14 protein-coding genes and 2 pseudogenes are annotated in these 22,016 nt (G+C 47.4%); 10 read left to right on the forward strand and 6 right to left on the reverse strand.

Features of this window, described 5'->3' with window-relative positions; all coding sequences use genetic code 11:
- Nucleotides 1-4: 4 nt before the first annotated feature.
- From ACES2C_RS08380 to ACES2C_RS08390, 3 genes and pseudogenes are all read right to left on the reverse strand, one after another.
- Nucleotides 5-1,093: pseudogene (locus ACES2C_RS08380) on the reverse strand (efflux RND transporter periplasmic adaptor subunit); the annotation flags it as partial.
- Nucleotides 1,090-2,427, reverse strand: a complete 1,338-nt coding sequence (locus tag ACES2C_RS08385) for a TolC family protein (RefSeq protein WP_374166503.1) — start codon at nt 2,425-2,427, stop codon at nt 1,090-1,092. The pseudogene ACES2C_RS08380 and the gene ACES2C_RS08385, both read right to left, overlap by 4 nt.
- A 38-nt stretch (nt 2,428-2,465) precedes the next feature.
- On the reverse strand, nt 2,466-3,110 hold the full coding sequence (locus ACES2C_RS08390) for a TetR/AcrR family transcriptional regulator (RefSeq protein WP_374166504.1): 645 nt from the start codon (nt 3,108-3,110) through the stop codon (nt 2,466-2,468).
- Between the two features lie 776 nt (nt 3,111-3,886).
- On the opposite strand from ACES2C_RS08390, the gene ACES2C_RS08395 reads away from it, so the two are divergent.
- The gene (locus tag ACES2C_RS08395; protein WP_374166505.1) at nt 3,887-4,942 is read left to right on the forward strand and encodes a nucleoid-associated protein; all 1,056 of its coding nucleotides are present in this window, start codon (nt 3,887-3,889) and stop codon (nt 4,940-4,942) included.
- 145 nt (nt 4,943-5,087) lie between these two features.
- Nucleotides 5,088-5,486 (forward strand): hypothetical protein, encoded by a 399-nt coding sequence (locus ACES2C_RS08400; RefSeq protein WP_374166506.1) that lies wholly within the window; start codon nt 5,088-5,090, stop codon nt 5,484-5,486.
- Between the two features lie 169 nt (nt 5,487-5,655).
- Here ACES2C_RS08400 and ACES2C_RS08405 read toward each other — a convergent pair whose 3' ends face one another.
- Nucleotides 5,656-6,738, reverse strand: coding sequence for a LacI family DNA-binding transcriptional regulator (locus tag ACES2C_RS08405; RefSeq protein ID WP_374166507.1), 1,083 nt, complete (start codon nt 6,736-6,738; stop codon nt 5,656-5,658).
- 177 nt (nt 6,739-6,915) lie between these two features.
- Between ACES2C_RS08405 and ACES2C_RS08410 the strand changes: the two genes are divergently transcribed.
- From ACES2C_RS08410 to gldN, 8 genes are all read left to right on the forward strand, one after another.
- Nucleotides 6,916-9,165, forward strand: coding sequence for an FAD-dependent oxidoreductase (locus tag ACES2C_RS08410; RefSeq protein WP_374166508.1), 2,250 nt, complete (start codon nt 6,916-6,918; stop codon nt 9,163-9,165).
- Nucleotides 9,166-9,375: 210 nt separating this feature from the next.
- A complete protein-coding gene (locus ACES2C_RS08415) occupies nt 9,376-10,881 on the forward strand; it encodes a sodium transporter (RefSeq protein WP_374166509.1) in 1,506 nt (501 codons plus the stop codon).
- 146 nt (nt 10,882-11,027) lie between these two features.
- Nucleotides 11,028-12,038, forward strand: coding sequence for a DUF4271 domain-containing protein (locus ACES2C_RS08420; RefSeq protein WP_374166510.1), 1,011 nt, complete (start codon nt 11,028-11,030; stop codon nt 12,036-12,038).
- Between the two features lie 8 nt (nt 12,039-12,046).
- Nucleotides 12,047-12,811 carry a uroporphyrinogen-III synthase gene (locus ACES2C_RS08425; RefSeq protein WP_374166511.1) on the forward strand — a complete coding sequence of 255 codons (765 nt, stop codon included), beginning with the start codon at nt 12,047-12,049 and terminating at the stop codon, nt 12,809-12,811.
- Nucleotides 12,812-12,982: 171 nt separating this feature from the next.
- Nucleotides 12,983-14,299: a formylglycine-generating enzyme family protein gene (locus tag ACES2C_RS08430; RefSeq protein WP_374166512.1), complete on the forward strand. Its 1,317-nt coding sequence runs from the start codon at nt 12,983-12,985 to the stop codon at nt 14,297-14,299.
- Between the two features lie 46 nt (nt 14,300-14,345).
- The gene (gene gldL / locus ACES2C_RS08435) at nt 14,346-15,155 is read left to right on the forward strand and encodes a gliding motility protein GldL (RefSeq protein ID WP_374166513.1); all 810 of its coding nucleotides are present in this window, start codon (nt 14,346-14,348) and stop codon (nt 15,153-15,155) included.
- Nucleotides 15,156-15,205: 50 nt separating this feature from the next.
- Nucleotides 15,206-16,738 (forward strand): gliding motility protein GldM, encoded by a 1,533-nt coding sequence (gene gldM, locus ACES2C_RS08440; RefSeq protein WP_374166514.1) that lies wholly within the window; start codon nt 15,206-15,208, stop codon nt 16,736-16,738.
- 7 nt (nt 16,739-16,745) lie between these two features.
- Entirely contained in the window at nt 16,746-17,624 is an 879-nt protein-coding gene (gene gldN / locus ACES2C_RS08445; protein WP_374166515.1) for a gliding motility protein GldN, read from the forward strand.
- A 175-nt stretch (nt 17,625-17,799) separates the two neighbouring features.
- Here the strand turns inward: gldN and uvrC are convergent.
- Together uvrC and ACES2C_RS08455 are read right to left on the reverse strand one after the other, a co-directional pair.
- Nucleotides 17,800-19,630: pseudogene (gene uvrC, locus ACES2C_RS08450) on the reverse strand (excinuclease ABC subunit UvrC).
- Nucleotides 19,631-19,779: 149 nt separating this feature from the next.
- Entirely contained in the window at nt 19,780-22,014 is a 2,235-nt protein-coding gene (locus ACES2C_RS08455) for a penicillin-binding protein 1A (RefSeq protein ID WP_374166516.1), read from the reverse strand.
- Nucleotides 22,015-22,016 lie beyond the last annotated feature (2 nt).

Genomic DNA, 22,016 nt, shown 5'->3' on the forward strand with positions numbered 1-22,016 from the left:
TGCCTTCTTTTAAATTCTGAGTTCCGGCACTGACGATCGTTTCTCCTTCTTTTAGCCCTTCCCGTACCACCACCTTGTCTTCTGTCTTAATGCCAAGAGTGACCAGGCGCTGGCTCACCTTACTGCTGTCGCCAACAACAAATACGGCAAACTGTCCGAGCTGCTCGGTTACTGCAGCGTAAGGAACAACGATTTGCTCGCCCGACTGCTTGTTAGGAACTTCCACTGTTACGCTCATGCCTGAAGTCAGCTTTCCTGATGCATTAGGGAAGCTTGCACGGACGCGCAAGGTTCCGGTCTGCGGATCTACTTCCCTGTCAACCGCGAGTACCTTACCGCTGGCGTTATATTTCGTGTTATCAGGCAGGATAATGTTGAACGAGGCAGTTCCGCCTTGCTGCAAACGCACGAAGTAGGGAATATCCTTTTGACTAACGAAGACGTCGACCCCAATAGGATTCGGAGATGAGATCGTGTTAATCAGCGTGGAACCTGCTGTTACAAGGCTTCCCTTTTTGACCATTGAAATACCAACCTTCCCCGATACGGGAGCTGTAATGGTTGAATGGCGCAAATCTGTTGCTGCAGTTGTGAGCGCAGATTCGGCTGAGGTGACCTGGGCCTGAGCAGTTTGAAGGTCGGCCTGAGCATAGTCCACCCTTTGTTTGGCTATTGCGTCCTGCTGAGCCAATCTGGTATACCGCTCGAAGTCTTTCTGTACCCTTAGGAGAGCAGCTTTTGCGCTTTGCACCTGGGCCTGCGCCGAACGGTATGCAGCGGCGTACCTGCTCCGGTCTATCTCATAGAGTTTTTGTCCCTTAGAAACCGTCTGTCCATCCCGTACATATATATTGGTAATGTATCCGTTCACTTCTGCCCGAAGCTCTACTTCGTTAAGTGCGACAACAGTCCCGGGATACGTGTCCACTCCTCTAACTTCCTCCTTCGCTACTTTATATACTGATACGGGAACAGCCTGAGCTGCCGGCGGTCCCTGTTGCTTATTCTGATCTGAACCTCCGCAGGCGGAAATAAAGGCAGATCCTGCGATGATGGAGGCGAATGCAAAATTTCTATTCATTGTTGTTTTCATTGTTGAGTGGTAATCGTTCCTAATGCTTGTTGTAAATCCAGTTTGCTTGATAATAAACTATAGAGCGCGTTCAGATAGTTGATCTGCGTAGTTCGGAGGTCGGTTTCTGCAGTCATCAGCTCCAGATAGGTCTTAATGCCTTCATTGTACTGTAACTTGATGGTGTTGTATACATCCCTCGATAGCTCAACATTCTGACTTGCAGTCTTCCAGTCGTTCAGGTTCGCTTTGTATGTGGCCAGCGCAGCCTCGTACTGGGAGAAGATCTGATTTTTAGTGTTTAGCAGGTCGAGGTCGATGCGACGTTCCTGCAATTGCGATCTCCTGATCTGCTGAATGCGGTAGGTTCCCTGGAAGATTGGAATGCTAAGCGTCAGGCCTGCCACCGAACTGGGGAAGTGCCTGTCGTACAGGTCAGCAAACTTGTCGTTCAGGTAATTGTAGTTATAGTTGTAATTCGCTGCAAGAGACGGAAGGTAGGCAAGCTTGTTATAGCTTGTATTGATGCCCTGCAGCTTCCTCTGAGTTTCCAGTAACTGATATTCCACCCGGTTGCGGTAATTCAACTGCTGGGTAGTATCCACAAAAGCTTCTGTCTCCATATTGCTACTGGCCGAAATCAGCTCCAGCTGTTTTTCAGCAGGATAGCCCATCAGTTGCTTTAGGTATGAGTATTTGTACTTGAGCAGTTCGGAAATACGCTTTTTGTCAGCGTAAGAGTTGCTTAGGCTGATCTGCGCCCGTTTATAGTCGGTTTTGTCAACCAGTCCTCCTTCATATTGTGCGTAAGCATCTTTCAGCTGCTTCTGTAGTCGCGCAATGTTTTCATCTGTGATCTTCAACTGTTCCTGGCTGGTCAGGATATCATAATAGGCCTTACTTACATCAATTACTGTGTTGATGCGCGTATTCTGCGTGCCTTGTTTATATTGCTGTCTGTACCATTTAGCTGTTCTGGAAGCTTGTATTAGTCCTGCATTCAGAATCTGCTGACTGGCCTGGACGCCGAGTGCAGAGGTATATTTAGTGCCTATCGTACGGGTCTGGCCTTCAAAAGCCATCACTTGTCTTTTAATATTGTCATTTAATGATCCCGTAGCGTTTACCTGCGGCAGCCATCCTGACAATGCCGAATTAATATCCCTTTCTCCGATCTCTTCATCGATCAGCGATTGTTTTACTGCCGGCTGATTTTTTAGCGCATAATTTATACACTGCTGCAGGGTGGCAGTCTGGAGTGTGCTGTCCCCTGGCTGCTCCTGCGCACGGAGAAGCGCTGGTGCAAAGAGCGAGATACACACCAATAGTTGTAATAGGGCTTTGTTATATTTCATTTTTTTAATTTGTATACTGAGAATAAGTAGTTGTAATGTTACTGTGCTTTAATTCCATCCCAAATCACCTCTGCCATTCCGTATAGCCTTTTTGTGGTGAAATCATGATGACCAGACAGGTGAAATTTGGCAGCTGCTACAATACTGCCGTGAACAATGGGGCCAAGCAGTTCGTAGTCCATTTTTCTGATGAATCCGTTTTCAATTCCATAGGCAAAAAAAGGGATCACCTTTTCTCTGAATAGGCTACTCTCGTTGCCCTTAAACTGTTTCGGAAAAGGAGAATTAATGTACTGTTCAAGGAAATAGAGGAATGAAGGGTTTTCAATGAAGAATGTACATTGATTAACCCAGTAATTACGGAACCTCTCATCGTAGGGCTCCGTTTCCTGATCGCCCGCCACGATAGCCCCCGCCAGCTTGTCCTTGACATAGATGTATAACTCACCGATCAGAGCGTCTTTGCTTTCAAAGTAATGATAGATCGTTGCCGCAGCAATACCCGTGCTCTTTGCGATCAAGCTAATCGGAGTCCCGTGGAACCCTCTTTCCTGAATTAAAAGAAGCGTGCTATCAAAAATAGCGGTCTTTTTTGTACCCTGATTGTCTAATCGAACGTTCATTCGGTTGCGAAAATAGGAGAATATAAGCTCCACCGTGCCCCGGGGTTTTATAAATGACATTCAAATGATAGGGGTGGTCTTTGCAAATTGCTAATAAAAGATGTTGTAACTTGAATTTTTAATAAGCAACTCAGCAGCTTACTTTGGAAGTGTTAACAATCAAGAGGAAATGTGACGAGCGTCAAGGATGAGGCATGGTGTTCAATATATCTTTGTAGCATTAAATTCAATCGCTATGACAGACGTTCATGATTACATTTCAAGGGTTAGCCACTCAGTGTTCACTTGCCCGTGCTGTAACTCCTCCTTAGATTACGTGCAGTTGTTAAATGATGATAAGAGGATTCAGGAGGATTTCTTTTTATGCGAGAACTGCGGTTCACGTATTGAGAGCATCTTCGTGGAGGAAGAGGACGTTCCTGCTTTCTACGACTAAGCAGCTTCAGCACTCATTTTTTATTTACTATATATACTGATAAGCGGGAAATTGTTAATCGTTTCCTGCTTTTCTTTTTTAGTGCCTGCTGGGGTCACTAGCATCCTTTTCAATCGAAACCCTGTCATCACTAAGCTGTCTAAAGATGGCACTTGCTCCTGCAAAGCAGCCCATTTGTTTTGGCGACTGTTCATAGGGGAAATTCACGATCCTCTTTGTGCCGTTGGCACTGAAGTTATAACTGAAGAAAGAAGCCAGGCCCCCTGGTGCAAAGCCGAAACGAAATCACAACTTGCGAACTTTTAAATAGCTCCATGTGTTACGCCGGGAGCAGATGCTGATCACCCTAAGCACGGCCGCCCGGTTCCGTTTTTTTTAGTAAGTTGCGCTTTTTTCTGGTATGGTAACTTTTTTTGAAGCCTCCCTGGGGCAACTTTCGATACATCGCGTTGGCAATAAGTCGCAGGAGGAGTTTTATGTTCTTTCGGATCATCCGCTAAAAATTGAGGATGAAATTCTGAATAACCTGTTGATGCAGTACTTTCTGAAGCCCTTTGAAAAGGTGAATGAAGTATATCATTTCATGCATTCGAGCGACAATCTTGACCTAAACGAGGCTTACCATTTTGCAACGGAGATGTTTGAGGCACCCGACTCGTTTCACGAGAATTCGCAGCAATTTGCAAGGTTCCTGTATGAAATTTCCTCCCATCCGAAGATCAAAGCCGGCGAGCTGTATGTGGGTATGTTTCATAACGTGCAAATTGAGGGCGAACTGCTTGACGCTATTGGAATCTTTAAGTCGGAAACGAAGGAAACCTTCCTGAAGGTTTACCCTGAGCAGAATGGCTTCAGTGTAGGGTATGAACAAGATGCTATTAACATTCAGAAGCTCGACAAAGGGTGCCTTATCTTCCGTACTGGAAAAGATGACGGCTACAAGGTAGTGGTGACTGATCAGACCAACAGATCATCCGAAGCGGTATACTGGAAGGATGAGTTCCTAAAGCTGCGGATCAGAAATGACAGCTTCAACCAGACAAACAACACTCTCGGCGTCTATAAAAGCTTCGTCAGTACCAAGCTGGATGAGGAGTTTGAAATGACTAAAGCCGATAAGATTGACCTTCTGAACAAGTCCATGAAGTACTTCAAAGAGAAGGAGAGCTTTGATCTGGAGGAGTTTTCAAATGAAGTGATCGGCAATGAGCAGGCAATAGAGTCGTTCAAGAATTTCAAAAGCAGCTATGAGCAGGAGTTCGATACCGTAATCCCTGAAAGCTTTGATATTTCCTCAGCCGCCGTAAAGAAACAAGCGAGGGTCTATAAAAGCGTTCTCAAGCTGGACAGGAATTTTCACATTTATATTCACGGCGACCGCGAGCTTATTGAAAAGGGGTTTGACGACGGGAAGAACATGAACTATTATAAAGTTTATTTCAAAGAGGAGGAATAGGGCTGCTACCGGTCATGGAAATGCGGTGCGAGATCAATCGCCACTGCATTACCGACATTGATGCCGGGGAGATCGGGCTGTTAAAGCAGAAGGGCGTTTATTGAGCCGGATGTTTTATCTTAGCCCTTATTATCACTGTGATCAAATGAATTTGCGTTATTTTATTTTTCCGGTCCTGTGCCTGATCATTTCCTGCGGTCCGTCCATGAAGCAGGAGGACCTCTACGGCAAGTGGAAGTATGTGAAAGTGGAGAACCCCGAGCGCGGGCAAGGCCAGCCTACCACTGGCGAGGAGTTGCAGGAGAACGATCCCTCAGTCAGTTTCTCCCCGGACGGTAACCTGGAGATGTGGTGGGGCGGGAAGGTACTGTCGCACGGCACTTATAAACTCGAGTATCCCAATATCGTTTATACTGAACTGCTGCCGGGAGGCTCCACGCGGAATATCCGCTTTCTTATCAAGAAGTTCGGTAATAATGAGCTTGTTTTTCAAACACAGGAAGCCGACCCGGTCCGTGTAACGGCCAGGAAAGAGGGGAAGTAAAGCCAAAGCAGGGAGCATTTTTATATCCTCTGCTCGAGCATGAACTGGAAAATCTTTCAATAGACCAGGTTTCGTAAGGAGGCTGCATGCTGCCAGCCGTTAGCCATCGGCGGCGTCTAGCTAAACCCGCCAACGTTAATCTGTGTCTAGTCAAACTGAACGGAGGCTGCTAGCTGTTCTTTCTGACAGTCGATTCCCTGACGATGAGTTCCGCATCAAGTGTTCTGATCACAGGTTTCCATTGCGAAACGTCTTTGTCCATAATACCCAGGAGCAGCTGCATAGCCGTTTTCCCAATTTCCTGCACGGGCTGTGAAATGGTGGTAAGAGCCGGCTCAATAAAGTTTGACGCATAGTTATTGCTGAAGCCCACCACCGCAATGTCTTCCGGGATCTTCAACCCCTGTTGCTTAATTACCTGGATGGCCTCAATAGCGGTAGGGTCATTGATGGCAAAGAGTCCGTCGGGCCGGTTCTCCAATTCGAGCAAGTGTTTCACGTAGATCCTCACTTTGCTGAGAGTTAGATCATAAGAGATGATGAGCTCTTCGTCAATGGGATACTTGTATTTTCGAAGGGCGTCGAGGTAGCCGTCAAGTCTCTTTTTGCTGATCGACAGGCAGTTAGGGCCGGCCAGGTGCGCAATTCGTTTCTTTCCGGTCTGAATAAGATGTTCAACCGCTTTGAAGGCAGCATCGTAGTCATTTACAACTACTTTCGGTACCATCATTTCCTCGCAGACCCTGTTAAAGAAGACAATCGGGATGCCCTTTCGCTGGAAAACCTTCCAGTGGTCAAAGTTTCTGGTTTCCTTGCTGAGCGATACCAGTACGCCGTCAACCCGGCTGGCCAGCATTACTTTTGCGTTTGCTATCTCTGTTTCATAACTCTCATTGCTCTGACTTACAATCACGTTATAGCCCGCTTTGCCTGCTTCTTCCTGCGCTCCAACCACTACCTGAGGGAAGTAAGAGGTCATGAATTCAGGAACGATCATGCCAATGGTCTTTGTTTTGTTGGTGATCAGACTGATCGAAAGCATGTTCCGTTGATAGTCCAGTGACTCGGCCAGGGCAAGGACAGCCTCTCTGGTTGCAGGCTTGACGTTAGGGTGGCCTGTTAAGGCCCTTGAAACGGTTGACTTTGATATCTTTAACTCTCTGGCAATATCAACAATGGTGGCCTGGTGGGTTTTCATGGAAATCTCTCTGGTTAGCAATCGTTCGACTAAGTTAGGCAATTTTTTTCTCATAAATAGTTTCATAAAAATGGGATCGTTCCCATTTTTTGGAACCGGTTTCAATGCTTTTCTTGTGATCATTTGTCCTCAGGCAGGCAGAAACCTCAATATCTTCGTCCTGACAATTATAATCCTGAATTCGTTTTTTCCCGATACATGAAAAAGGAAGATTTTACAATCAACAGAAGTTTGAAATCAGTTAAAATTTCATCTGACCTTGTTGTGGTAGGCGGTGGCTTATCCGGAGTTTGCACCGCTATCACAGCTGCCCGCGCGGGTATTCAGGTGGTGCTGGTGCAGGACAGGCCCGTGCTTGGAGGCAACTGTTCTAGTGAAGTTCGTCTCTGGATCCTGGGCGCCACTTCTCATATGGGGAACAATAACCGGTGGGCTAGGGAAGGCGGGGTGATCGATGAGATCCTGGTTGAGAATATGTACAGGAACAGGGAGGGAAATCCCATTATCCTGGATACTATTATCCTCGACAAGGTCGTGCAGGAGCCGAATATTACTCTGCTTTTAAATACTGCCGTCTTTGAGCTTGAAAAGTCCGATCCTGTAACCATCAGTGCAGTGAGGGCTTTCTGCAGTCAAAACTCAACGGAGTACCTATTGCGCGCGCCTCTTTTCTGCGACGCTTCTGGTGACGGGATAGTGGGATTTCTGTCGGGCGCCGCCTTCAGGATGGGAGCAGAGAGCGTGGAAGAATTCGGTGAGAAAATGGCACCCTCTGCTGAATACGGTGAGCTGCTCGGGCATTCCCTTTATTTTTACAGCAAAGACACCGGCAAGCCTGTTAAGTTTATTCCTCCTTCTTTTGCTCTTACCGATATCACCCGTATCCCCCGCTACCGGAACTTCAATGCGCAGGATCAGGGCTGTAAATTATGGTGGGTGGAATATGGCGGACGCCTGGATACCGTCCATGACACAGAGAAAATAAAGTGGGAGCTCTGGAAGGTGATCTACGGGGTATGGAATCACATTAAGAACTCAGGAGAATTTCCTGAGGCCGAGACCCTTACTCTCGAGTGGGTAGGTACTATTCCGGGTAAGCGCGAAAGCCGAAGATTTGAAGGCGACTATATTCTCCGGCAGCAGGATCTTGTTGAGCAGCGGCAGCATGAGGATGCAGTGGCATACGGAGGATGGTCGATTGACCTGCATCCGGCCGACGGCGTTTTCAGTGAGAAACCGGGGTGCAATCAATGGCATAGCAAGGGCGTCTTTCACATTCCCTACCGCACGCTGTATAGCCGAAACATTGAGAATTTATTCCTGGCGGGACGCATCATCAGCGTGAGTCACGTAGCGTTTGGCGCTACCCGTGTAATGGCAACCAGCGCATATGTGGGACAAGCCGCAGGAATGGCCGCTGCAATCTGTAAAAGGAATGGATTGAAGCCCGGGGAGATCATTAAAAATGGAATGATCGGTGAACTGCAGACAGAGCTGATCCGGAACGGACAGTTCATACCCGGCATGGTTCTGCGGGATCAGGACGACCGTGTTCAGTCTGCCAGCATTACGGCAAGCAGTGAACTTAAGTTTGCTGGCTTTCCTGAAGCTGAGGGCTGGAAAGTTCTGGACATGGCCTCGGCGCAAATGTTCCCCGTGGAGAAAGGGGAGGTCCCCGCTTTTAATGTATGCGTAAATGCTTTTAAAGCTACGACGATCAAAGCGGAGCTTAGGGTGAGCAGCCGGGCAGGAAGTTTTACCCCTGATACAACGCTCGGGGCAGTGGAGGCAGATGTAAATGCTGGCGTACAAACTCTGCGCCTCAGCTTTGATGTGCGGGTAGACAATGCCTGTTATTTATTCCTGATCTTTCATAAGAACCCTGATGTCCGCCTTGGTATTACGGAGAGGAGGGTAACCGGCATCTTATCTGTTTTCAATCTGGTGAACAAGGCTGTATCCAACTACGGTGCACAAAGTCCGCCAGACGATGCAGGAGTAGATGCTTTTGAATTCTGGTGCCCCAAGAGGAGGCCCCAGGGGCATAACTTTGCCATCACCATGGAGCGTCATCAGTCACTCTTCCTGGCGCAGAACGTCAGGAACGGCATCGACCGCCCACTGGTTTCTCCAAACGCGTGGGCAGCTGATTGGGAGGACACGAATCCCTCTATATCTCTGCGCTGGGACGAACCGCAGCACATCGGAGTGATTGACCTGTTTTTTGATACCGACTTTGACCATCCCATGGAATCGGTGCTGATGTCTCACCCTGAAGATGTGATGCCTTTTTGTGTGAGGAATTACAGGATAAAAGATGAAGCGGGCAGAATCGTGTACGAAAGGCGTGGAAACTACCAGAGCCGCAACCGCATTGTGCTGGAAGGTTTGGTGACGCGGGCTATTACAGTAGAAGCGGAGCACCCGTCGCACCGCGTTCCGGCCTCATTATTTGCCATCAGATGCTATCAAAATAAGTAACTTTCATCGGCTCATCGTTATTCATCAGAATATGAATTCCCTTATTGACACCTCGGTCATTATTGTTTTTTCCGTATTTATCATGCTGATCGGTCTTCTGTTTGCCAGGACCGGCAGAAACCTAAAGTCTTTTTTTGCCGGTGGGGAAGCGGTGCCCTGGTCGATCGGAGGCTTGTCGCTGTTCATGAGCTTTTTTCAGCTGGCACTTTTGTGGCCTGGGGCTCAATTGCCTATAAGTACGGCTGGGTCGCCATTACTATTCAGTGGACAATGTGCATTGGGGGGCTGGTCACCGGATATCTTCTGGCGCCCCGATGGAAGGCCACTGGTAATCTTACTGCTGCGGAGTTTATAAAGGAGCGGCTGGGCGAAAAAGTGCAGAAGAGCTTTATCTATATATTTATGCTCGTATCGCTGTTTATTAAGGGATCGGTGCTGTATTCTGTAGCCAGGCTGGTCGGCTCGTCTCTTGACTTTCCCCTTATTCCGGTAACGATCATCCTCGGCATTTTCATGATCGCGTACACTGCCGTAGGGGGGCTATGGGCGGTGATGGTGACCGATATCCTTCAGTTTGTTATTCTTACTGCCGCCGTTCTGTTAATTATCCCTCTTGCTTTTGGTGAAGCCGGCGGAGTGAACGCTTTCCTGGCTCATGTTCCTCATGATTTTTTCAATCTGGTGAATGGCGAATATACCTGGGGGTTCATCTGTTCATTTGCTCTTTATCACATTTTCTATATTGGAGGGAACTGGACATTCGTACAGCGCTACACGAGTGTGGATTCTCCGCGGTCAGCCTCTAAGGTCGCCTATCTTTTTGCCGGCCTTTATATTCTAAGTCCTGTTCTGTGGATGCTGCCACCCATGGTCTATCACACAATCAACCCAGGCCTTAGCGGACTGGAAACAGAAAATGCCTACCTGCTGGTGTGCAAGCAGGTTCTTCCGGCCGGACTGATGGGGCTCATTCTTACCGGCATGTACTTTTCGACCTCTGCTTCTGCGAATACCGCTTTGAATGTAGTATCGGCCGTATTTACGAACGACATCTATAAGGGCAGCATCAATCCCGGAGCTTCAGATGAGAAGCTGATGAAGGTAGCCAGGGCATCTTCCTGGCTGTTTGGGGTTGGCATGATCGTAATCGCTTTGATTGTTCCTTATATCGGAGGAATCGTCGAGTTTACCCTCAGCGTGGGTGCAATTACCGGCGGGCCGCTTCTCGCTCCGCCTATCTGGGCATTGTTCTCAAAGAGGCTTAATGGCAGCGCGACCCTATACATTACACTCCTGAGCCTGATGGTAAACCTGACGTTCAAAATCGTGCTGCCCTTTGCGATCGACTACCGGCTCGATCGTGCTACAGAGATGATCCTGGGAGTAGGGCTGCCCGTGCTGCTGCTGGGGGTGTATGAGTGTTACGCATTCTACAAAGGACGACTCAGTGAGGAGTACCTCCGGCTGCAAGAAAGGAAGAGTGCCCGTGCGCAGGCAGTAGCAAGTGAGGCGAGTGCCGAGGAAGCCCGGGAGGTCAGGAAACAAAATCAGTTTGGCTTGCGCGTCATTGCCTTCTCTCTGGCCTTTATCTCCGTACTTCTCTATCTTTTGTGTTTATTTACTGCCAAAGGTGCCCTCCTTGTGTCGTCTATTGCCACACTAATCCTTGTCTCTAGTATTATTCCGCTGAGGGCATCGAGAAAGGTGATGGTGTAAGCTGAGTAAAACGGGCCCTTAAAAAGCGCCTGACCGGAACCCTTGGACGGGAAATGAAGGAAGCCGTAACGTTCTTCGGGCTCCTTAAAAAACAAGGCCACTGTCATGAAAATGCAGTACCTTTGTGGCGGAGTACACAGAGAAGAATGTTTGGTAAGTATTTCGTATTGGTCCTCATCCTGCTGCTTTTTTCAGCTGGAGTCTCATTTGCACAGCATGATTCTTCCGCGCTGCAATTACAGCCAGCCCTTACCGAGGGCGCAGCAAGGCATTACGCCGACTCTGTTTCGCTTGCCAGGTGGGAGATCCGCCGCGACTCGCTTAATCATGTGAGAGACTCGGTGAGAGCTGTGTCTGATTCCCTCCTGATGGCCTGGATTAAAAGACCCGATCCTCGTCGCCCCAACCGGTTCAGGGATAGCATCGTATCCTACTACATGGTGAAGAACATGGATTTTAAAGCATGGACGACACGGTTTTCCAAACTTTCCAAATACGATGAAGGGATACCCCGTGCCAGAGGGGAGCTGTGGACGGTTGGAGTGGTTATGGTCCTTTTATTGCTGTTTGCAATCCTGAAAAATGCTTTCTTCAAAGAGTTGAGCGCGATGATACATGCGTTTTTTAGCAACCGAGTTTTAGGGCAGATCAACAAGGAGGAAAACTTCTTCAATTCCTGGCCTTTCGTGTTCCTCTACCTTTTATTCGGATTTACTCTCGGTATGCTGTTATACCAATGCAGCCGGTATTTTCAGTTATCGTATGGGTACAGTGGTTTTAACCTTTTTCTCCGCTTGTCGGTCATTGTCATCGCACTCTACTCCTTAAAGATCCTGATAATCGGACTGCTTGGTTTTCTTTTTAATGCAGGGAAGATGGTGAAGGAGTATATATCGGTCCTTTTCATGAGTTATTTTAACGCCGCACTCTTTTTTCTCCCGGTTGTTATTGCCTTTACTCTTACACCCGCCCGGTTTGCTCCGTACTATATTTATGCAACTTTTGCACTAATTGCATTCATTTTTTTCTTCCAATTCCTGCGGGCCATTACGAACATTTTATCAAGCTATAGGTTTCCGAAATTTTATTTAATTATCTATCTTTGTGCCCTCGAAATTAGCCCAATATTAGTGTTAATTAAGGCGCTGAGATTCTAAAGGAAGATATGCAATCAGAAGCAAGAAAGAGAAAGGTTAAGAGTATTTTAGTAACCTTACCGAAGCCGGAATCAGAGAAGTCACCGTACTATGATCTGGCCAAAAAATACAATGTTAAGGTTGACTTCCGTTCGTTTATCCATGTCGAAGGTGTTCCGGCTAAGGACTTTCGAAAAGAAAAAGTGAATCTTGCCGACTACACTGCCGTGATCTTCACCAGCCGGAATGCTGCTGATCATTTCTTTAGAATTTGCGAAGAAATGCGCTATGAGGTGCCTGCAGACATGAAGTACTTTTGTCTCTCAGAGAACATCGCCCTATACCTTCAAAAGTATATCCAGTACCGGAAGCGTAAGATCTTCTTTGGTAAGCAAACCGCTGCAGATCTTGCGGAGGTGCTAAAAAAGAATGCCTCTGAACGCTTTTTGTATCCATGCTCTGATGTTGCTACTGAAGAAACCCAGAAGTTTCTCCAGGAAAACGGCTACAATTTTACACCAGCTGTGCTGTTCCGCACTGTCTGCAGCGATCTCTCGGATCTGGCTAATGTATTCTATGATATCATCGCCTTCTTCAGTCCGTCGAGCATCCAGTCGCTCTATAAAAACTTTCCGGATTTTGAGCAGAATAACACAAGGATAGCCGCTTTTGGAGTAAGCACACAGAAGGCAATCCTCGAGCGAAACCTTATTGTGGATATTCCTGCCCCCAGTCCAAATGCACCAAGTATGACCATGGCGATTGAGCAGTATATCAAGATGGTGAACAAGTAGGGTCGCTGTTCGTTATATTTTGTGCTTAATTTTTGCAACCTTAACTTCTAACATTCGTAGAAACCAGCATACTTTCCTATGAAAGTGTTGGGAACCAGATTCTGGTTCAGATGAACATGAATAAGAAGTGTATATTAGTAAGGGTATTATTAAGCAACGGCCAAAATATCAATGAAAAAAGTTTATTTTATCGCTCTCGTAACAATTTCAGCGTTATTCAGCGGCTGCAAGGGAGGCGCAGGCGGAGAATTAGTTGGAGTAAAAACCAAGAAAGTAAGCAGCAGCAAAGTACCGTATGGAATGGTTTACGTACCGGCGGGGACGTTCATCATGGGGCAGACGGACCAGGACATCACCTTTGCCCAGGTTGCTCAGAATAAGCAAGTGACCGTTCAGGCCTTCTATATGGATGAAACGGAAATTACAAACAGCGAGTACAAACAGTTTGTTCACTGGGTAAGAGATTCAATTGCTATAACTGACTACTTGCAGGATCCTAAATTCTATATTCAGTCAAAGGGTAAAGATGCCAGTGCTGGTGGTAAAAAATACATTGACTGGCGTAAGGTTGGGGCCGACGGATCAGCGATCTGGGGCAACAAAAAGAATTCAGCCAATGCGAACAAGCTTCAGGCCATGTATTATCAGGGCGAAGATCGCGTCTTCGATCGTAACGAGATCGACGTAAGACTCCTCAAGTACAACTTTGCCACCATGAACCTGCGCGAGGCTGCTAATCACCGCGGCAACAAGAACAAGAAGCGCTCAGACTTCATTCTAAGAGACACAGTTGCAATCTATCCTGATACTCTTGTATGGTTAGCCGACTTCGCTTATGCCGGTAATGATCCTATGACAGAGGGGTATTTTTCTCATCCATCATATGCCAATTATCCTGTTGTGGGAGTAACCTGGCGTCAGGCCAGAGCATTTACAGTGTGGAGGACCCGCCTGTACGAAGGCAGTACCCAGGGACAAAGAAATCCGAGATTACCGTTCGAGCTGCCAACGGAAGCAGAATTTGAATATGCAGCAAGAGGGGGCCGGGTTGGTACCGACTACCCGTGGGGCGGACCATATATCCGAAACGCAAAGGGATGTTTAATGGCTAACTTCAAGCCGGGCAGAGGAAATTACAATGATGACGGCGGTGCTGTTACAGTGAATGTTCGTTCCTATTATCCCAACGACTTTGGTCTCTTTAATATGGCGGGGAACGTGGCTGAATGGACCTCTTCAGCTTATGACGAATCTGCCTCTACGTTTGTGCACGACCTGAATCCTACTTTCAGCTACGAGGCAAAGGCTAGCGACCCGGAAGTGATGAAAAGAAAGGTAGTTAGAGGAGGTTCCTGGAAAGACATCGGATATTTCTTACAAAACGCAACCCGCACGTTCGAATATCAGGATACTGCAAAATCATACATCGGCTTCCGTTGTGTGACCCGGTTCCCCGGAAGAGACATTAGAGACAAGAATTCTTATTAATTAAACATCTATATTTCACACATCTTCAATTTTTCTATTATTTACTATGGCTAACAAGAAAAAAATCAGATTAGAACCATTGCACACGGCTATATCATGGGGTGCAAGTGTGGTTATCGTCGGTGCGCTGTTCAAGATCCTTCACCTGGGAGGTATATTAGGAAACTATATGATCGGTCTCGGTCTCGGCGTCGAAGCGTTCTTATTCTTCCTTACAGGTTTCGTGCCGCCGGCAAAAGATCCGGAATGGACAAAAGTTTATCCTGAACTGGCAGACGATTTCGACGGTGAACTTCCAAAGGCTACTGTTCGTCAGACTGCAGCGGCTCCTTCAACTTCTGCCGCTCTTGACAAGATGATGGCTGATGCAAAAATAGGGCCAGAGCTGATCGAAAGCCTTGGTACAGGCTTACGGTCATTCAGCGACAAAGTAGCTGCTATTTCTCAGGTTGCAGACGCTTCTATTGCTACGAATGAATTTACAGGTAAGTTGAAAACAGCCACTGCGAGCTTTGATACACTGACCGCGGCGTTTGAAAAAGCTTCTGCGGGTCTTGTAGAAATGGGTAACAGCAGCGCTGATTCAAAGAACTACCATGAGCAGGTAAATGCGCTCGCCAAAAATCTGTCGGCGTTAAATGCGGTTTATGAACTCGAGCTTCAGGACTCAAGTGCTCATCTTAAGTCAATGAATAAGTTCTATCAGAACCTCTCCCTGACCATGCAGAATTTCAACGAGTCGCTTGACGATTCCAAACAGTTTAAAGACGAAGTGGGCCGCTTGGCTAAGAACCTCGGGTCACTTAATGCCATCTATGGCAACATGCTTTCTGCAATGAATCAGCCCCGTGTTTAAAGTTGGACGGCATCATTTATCTAAATTAAAGCATATAATCTAATTGAAACATGGCTGGAGGAAAAGAAACAACAAGGCAGAAGATGATCAATATCATGTATCTGGTATTGCTCGCCATGCTTGCCTTGAATGTCTCAGATACTATATTAAATGCGTTTAAGAACATCAATGATAGCTTGGAGCTGTCAAAATCGAACGTAAATACCGGAGTGGAGCAGCTCTTCGCTGCTTTCGAAAGTACAAAACTTAAAGAAGAGCCAGGGAGAGCAAAGCCGGTCTACGACAAGGCAAAGCAGGCCCAGGCCATCGCAGAAGAGCTGAACGTCTATATCGAAAACATAAAGAAGGAGTTCGTGACAGAGGGACAGGGCTATAACCCTGAAACCGGTGATCTCAAAGCGAGAGATAATCTCGATATTGCTCCTGGTCTTATGGTAAACAAAGGGGAAGGCGCTAAGTTGAAAGCGAAGATTAGGGAAACAAGAGAGAAGCTGATGAGCCTTCTTGACAGCAAGGAACGTCAGACAGTAACGTTAGCGCTGAATGCAGAGGATCCTAAGAACTCCATTGGAGGCAAAAGAACCTGGGAGGAAGTAAACTTCGGCGAAGGCACGCCTCTTACAGCAGCTATGACCATCCTTACGAAAATTCAGGCCGACATTAAGAATGCAGAGGCAGATGTAGTGAAAAGGATACTGGGTAAGATGGATCAGGCGGTTGTGAATCTTGACAAGTTTGCTGCTGTGGCCGTTGCTCCAACGTCATATGTCATCCAGGGACAGCCCTATACTGCCGAAGTGTTTTTGACTGCTTATGATTCAAAGACGAGTCCAGCTATCAGGGTAGGAGGATCAAGCCTTCCGTTGAAAGATGGAAAAGGGGTCTACACCGTTTCGACAAACCGCGAGGGGGTATTTACCTGGTCGGGTACTGTACGCGTAAAGCAAACAGACGGAACATATAAAGAGTATACAACGCCTGTTCAGAAGTATCAGGTTGCCCGTCCGTCGGCTGTTGTATCTCCTGATAAGATGAACGTCTTTTATATTGGAGTTCCCAATCCGGTGTCTATCTCCGCTCCTGGGATTCCTAAAGAGAATCTGCGTGTGAGCATGTCAGGCGGAAGCATACAAGGTTCAAACGGGAAGTACGTTGTGAAGGTAAGTTCTCCTGGTGAAGCGAGAGTATCCGTATCGGCAGAAATTGCTCCCGGGAAAGTTCAGACCATAGGCGTAACAGAATTCAGAGTAAAACGGATCCCGGATCCTGTTGCCAAATTCGCCGGAAAGTCGGGAGGTACATTAAGTTCAGTGGCTATCAAAGCACAAAGCAATGTATTTGCCATACTGGAGGGCTTCGACTTCGATGCAAAGTTCTCAGTTACACGATTCAGTTTGATCATTGCCAAGCCTCGCGCCGATGCTATCGTTCTTCAGACATCGGGCAACACTCTGAGCGGGGCAATGCGTTCAGCCTTAGCCGGAATTGGGCCTGGGTCGAGAGTGATTTTTGACAATATTGTGGCCGTTGGCCCCGATGGTTCTCAGCGAGCTTTAAATTCAATAGCGTTAACTGCTAATTAATACAATTATGAAAAGAGTTTATTTAACGGGTTTATTCACTGTTTTCTCTTTGGTGCTACTTGCTCAGAAGCCCGATTTGAATAATTCAAATACGCCGGTTCCTGTCGACGCTCCTAAAGAAAGACCGGTTGACGGTTATTTTAAGAAGAACAACATCGAAGAGGCGAAAGCTACCCCGTTTGCGTATATCAGAGAGGCCGATGTGATGTATTCTAAACGGGTCTGGAGGGAGATCGATCTGAGGGAAAAGATGAATGCTACTTACGCTTCTCCTAAGGCGCGATTGATTGATATTATCATGGAGGGTATTAAGTCAGGAGAAATGACCGCGTACGACGCGGTCAGTACGAAAGATGATCCGAATGGTGATGCTTTTTCAACCGTTCTCAAGCCGGACCAGGTGATGAGCAAGTTCGCCGACAGCGTTCTTATTCCCGACTTTAATGCAAATGGAGAGCAGGTTGGATCTCACATGGCAGTAGGCGAGTTTAACCCTGACAGCGTGGTAAAATTCCAGATCAAGGAAGACTGGATCTTCGATAAGAACAGGTCCGTGTTTGAACCAAGGATTGTAGGAATTGCACCAATGGTAAAGATCAAGGCCGCAGGCCAGGATCTTGGCGAGCAGCCAGCATTTTGGATCTATTACCCGAATGCCCGTCATCTCTTTGCTACAAAGGGTGTGGTAACCAGATCAAACGATGCGACAGGTCTCAGCTATGATGATATATTTCTAAAGCGCCTGTTCTCGTCCTACATTGTTAAGGAGTCAAATCCTGAAGATCTAAGGATTAAGGATTATGCACAGGGTATTGATAAACTTTACGAATCAGAACGGGTGAAGAAGGAAATCCTTGATTACGAGCATGACCTTTGGTCATATTAAAAAACTCGAAATACATAATAATGAATGCGGCGCGCTTGAAAAGGTGGCCGCATTTTTTGTGAAAAAGGGTGTTGTTCTTTAAAAGGCTACAAAGAACACTCAATCGGCTCTCATCCCTACTTGTGCATGCGGCTCGATTTTTTGTAAAACAAGGACCGAGACAGAAGGACAGTATTTACAGTTCAGGACTGCCTTGTGCAGGCCTGGCGGATTCCGCGTGGAAATAAGTGATCACGGCAGCTGCCTGTTTGCTGTTCACCACCCTGGATAGTTCCTCTAACGTTGCCTCCCGTATTTTTTTACCGATTTGAAAGCCTGCAGGAGCTTGTCGGCTGTCGTTTTCCCAACCCCTGGTATGTTGCTCAGCTCTGTAACCAAAGTGCCCTTATTTCGCTTCTGCCGGTGGAAGGTGATGCCGAAGCGATGCGCCTCATCACGGAGTTGCTGGATGATTTTCAATGTCTCCGACTTTTTGTCCAAATACAAAGGATACTGATCGCCCGGATAAAACAGCTCCTCCAGCTTCTTGGCAATTCCGATCACAGTCAGCTGATTTTCTATTCCCAGCAATTTCAGGCTTTTCAGCGCCGCAGAGAGCTGTCCCTTTCCGCCGTCTATGATCACCAGTTGCGGCAGCGGCGTTTCCTCTTCCAGCATTCGCCGGTAGCGCCGGTATACCGCCTCTTCCATTGTGGCAAAGTCGTTAGGCCCTTCAACCGTTTTCACGTTGAAATGCCGGTAGTCTTTCTTCGATGGTTTGGCATCCTTAAAGACCACTATTGCTGATACCGGGTATTTACCCTGGAAATTAGAATTATCAAAGCATTCGATATGTCGCGGAGGCTGATTAAGCCTAAGGTCTTTCATCATCTGAGCGAGAAGCCGTTCAGTCCTCACTTCGGGGTTCAGCTTTTCATACTGCTCAATCTTTTCCCTCCTAAAGAAGCTGACATTCTTCTGCGACAGTTCCAGTAATTTCTTTTTTCTCCCAGCTTGGGTACCGTAAAGCGGATTCCGGGATCACTGACCTCCATGTCAAAGGGCACGATAATCTCCTTCGATGTACTGTTAAAACGCGACCTGAACTCTGAGATAGCAAAGCTGAGCAATTCTTCATCCGTTTCATCCAGCCTTTTCTTCAGCTCAAGGGTCTGGGTTTGGATGACAGTACCGTTCATCACTTTCAGATAATTTACGAACGCGTACTTTTCTTCAGAAGCGATGCTAAATACATCTACATCCGTGATAGAAGAGTTAACAATGGTCGACTTGCTCTGGTACTTTTCAAGAAGGTCCAGCTGGCGCTTCAGGCGGTGTGCCTGCTCGAAATTGAGCTGCTGTACTGCGCTGTCGAGTTCGGTTCTGACATTTCGGATAACCGCTCCTGTCTTGCCGTTAAGAATATCCTTTATGTTTTCGATGTTCTGGTTGTAATCTTCCTCAGACTGGTAGGCCTGGCAGGGACCCTTACAGTTGCCGATCTGATATTCCAGACACACCTTGAATTTACCTGCTTCTACATTGTCCCTGCTCAGGGGCAGGTTACAGGTACGAAGCGGATAAATCTCCTTTACCAGATCAAGAATAGTGTGCATCATGCTCACCGAGGCATAAGGGCCGAGGTATTTAGAGCCGTCCTTCACGATCCGGCGTGTCCAGTAAATTCTTGGGAAACGCTCGTTCTTGATGACAATCCAGGGATAGGTCTTGTCATCCTTCAGCATAATGTTGTAGCGGGGCTGATGCTTCTTAATCAGGCTGTTTTCAAGAAGCCAGGCATCAATCTCGGTGTCTACAATGGTAAATGTTATCCTGGCAATTTTGCTTACCAGAACACGTGTTTTTGCATTGATCCGCAGGGCGTCCTTATTGAAATAAGAAGTCACGCGGTTTTTGAGGTTTTTGGCCTTTCCAATATAGATCAGCTCTTCCGTTGCATCCCAGAACTGATACACTCCCGGTTTACCCGGGATCTTTTTCAGTGCTTCTCTATAATTAAACTCCATCTGAAGGTCCTGTTCGTTGATCTGGCACTCGCGCCACTGTTAACAGTCAAACGGCCTGCGAGGCGTTAAAATTGTGTCAAACATGGAAGAAGGGACTTGTTTCGCTTTTAATAGAAGTCAGCGAGTCCGCACGCGGTGTTTCTCTTGTTTTAGGGAGTCGGAGCCGGGGGCGCAGCAGCGGCTGCGGTTGAGTCAGCTGCAGGCTTTGTCGCATAGGCGTCGCAATTCACTGTCACTGTTAAACCTCCTTTCGGCGGTTCAAAGTCTCCCTTTGTATATTTTAAAGTAGGATCTGCATATACTTTCTTCATGTAGAGTGCAAATACCGGCAGGGCCGAGTTTGCACCTTCCCCCTGATTGGTGGAAAGAAAGTGAATTGCACGGTCTTCTGCTCCTGTCCACACACCCGTCACAAGCTGGGGCGTGATCCCGATAAACCAGCCATCTGAATTACGCTGCGTTGTACCTGTCTTTCCGCCGATCGGATTGGTGAGGCGGTATTTATATCTCAGACGCACACCCGTGCCCTGATTCACCACTTCCTTTAGCATGTCAGTCATTACGTAGGCCGTCTGAGGATCGAGTGCCACTACCACCTTCGGCTTTCGCTCATACAGCACGTTCCCGTTCTTGTCCTCTATCCTGCTGAGGTAGATAGGCTCTGTCCACACGCCGTGATTGACAAACGCCGAATAGGCGCCCACCATCTGGTAAAGCGAGGCATCGAAGGTTCCCAGGCAGATTGAGGGATAAGCCGGGACATTCGGAACACCGAGTTTCTTGGTCAGCGTGGCCACTGCTGTAGCTCCCACCTGTTGCATCAGCCGGGCCGTGATCCAGTTTTGTGAGTGCGCCAGTGCTTTTTTAAGGGTGAGATAGCCTGGGATTGTATGGTCAGAGCGGGGGCTCCAGCCGTCTATCGTGACCGGCTCATTCGGCAGCTGATAGCACGGTGAATACCCGTTGTTCACCGCCGCGGCATAGGTAAAAGGCTTGGCGGTAGATCCCACCTGACGGGCGCCCATTTTAACCTGGTCGTACTTAAAATGTTCAAAGTCGATACCCCCGACCCATGCCCTCACATACCCAGTCTGCGGCTCCATTGACATCAATGCATTCCTTAAAAGAAGCTTGTAATACTTAATAGAATCCATTGGAGTGATTTCCATCTCTTTGTCGCCCTGCCACGTAAAAACGGATATTTTCGTAGGCGTGTTAAAGTTCTTTAGTATTTCTCCTTCAGTCAGTCCCTCTTCTCTCAGCACCTTGTAGCGGTCAGATCGCTTCATGCCCTGCTCGAGTAAGATCTCTGCCTCGCCCTTAAATGGATTTCTTCCACGCCATACCCGGTTGAACTGGGTCTGAAGCGTTTGGATATACTCCCGCTGAGCTTCCTCGGCATATTTCTGCATATGCGAATTGATCGTGGTATAGATCCTCAGCCCGTCACGGTCGAGGTCATATGGCGTGTCGTCGGCCTTCCTGATGTTCTGCTCCTCGAATATCTTCTGGATCTCTTTTTTTAGTACCGACCTCAGATAAGGTGCGTACCCGTCGTTATGGTTGATCGGTCTGAAATTAAGTCCAAGCGACTTTTCTTTGAACTCATCCGCCTCGGGCGAGGAGAGGTATCCGGCTTTCAGCATGTTATCCAGCACGGTATTCCTCCGCGCAAGCGCTCGCTCGGGGTTCCTTATAGGGGAGTAGAAAGAAGGCCCTTTCAGCATCCCGATGAGTAAGGCCGCCTGGTCCGGCGATAACTTGTCGGGGGTGGTGTTAAAATAGGTCTGAGCAGCCGATTTGATGCCGAAGCTATTGTAGGAGCCAAAGTCAACGGTGTTGAGGTACATGGTGATGATCTCTTCCTTGGTATAGTTCCTCTCCAGCTTGATGGCGATGATCCATTCCTGAAGTTTCTGGATAAAGCGCTTGAGCACATTATGGGCCCGGCCTTCCTCCTGAAAAAGATTCAGGGCAAGCTGTTGCGTGATGGTACTGGCACCCTGCTTCCTCCCAACGAGGTTATAGAAAATGATGGTAAAGGTTCGTTTGAAGTCGATTCCGGAGTGGCTGTAGAACCTCACATCCTCGGTCGCAATAAGCGCATTGATGACATTGGGTGATATCTGCTCGTAACGGACGTTCGAACGGTTCTGAACATAGTAGGAGCCTAAAACTACTCCATCATCGGATATAACATCAGAAGCGAGATTGCTTTTAGGGTTTTCAAGATCCCGGAAGGAGGGTAGCTTTCCGAACAGCCCGAGCCCCACACTGAAGATCAGGATAATTCCAAAAGCTACACACCCGAGGACTATTTTCCAGAAAGTGATTGTATAACGTCGTATTTCTTCTCTTGTTAACTGAGCTTTCTTTTGTGGCATAC

Origin of the sequence: Arcticibacter sp. MXS-1 (assembly GCF_041902385.1) — a bacterium.
In the GTDB taxonomy this organism is placed as follows: domain Bacteria; phylum Bacteroidota; class Bacteroidia; order Sphingobacteriales; family Sphingobacteriaceae; genus Arcticibacter.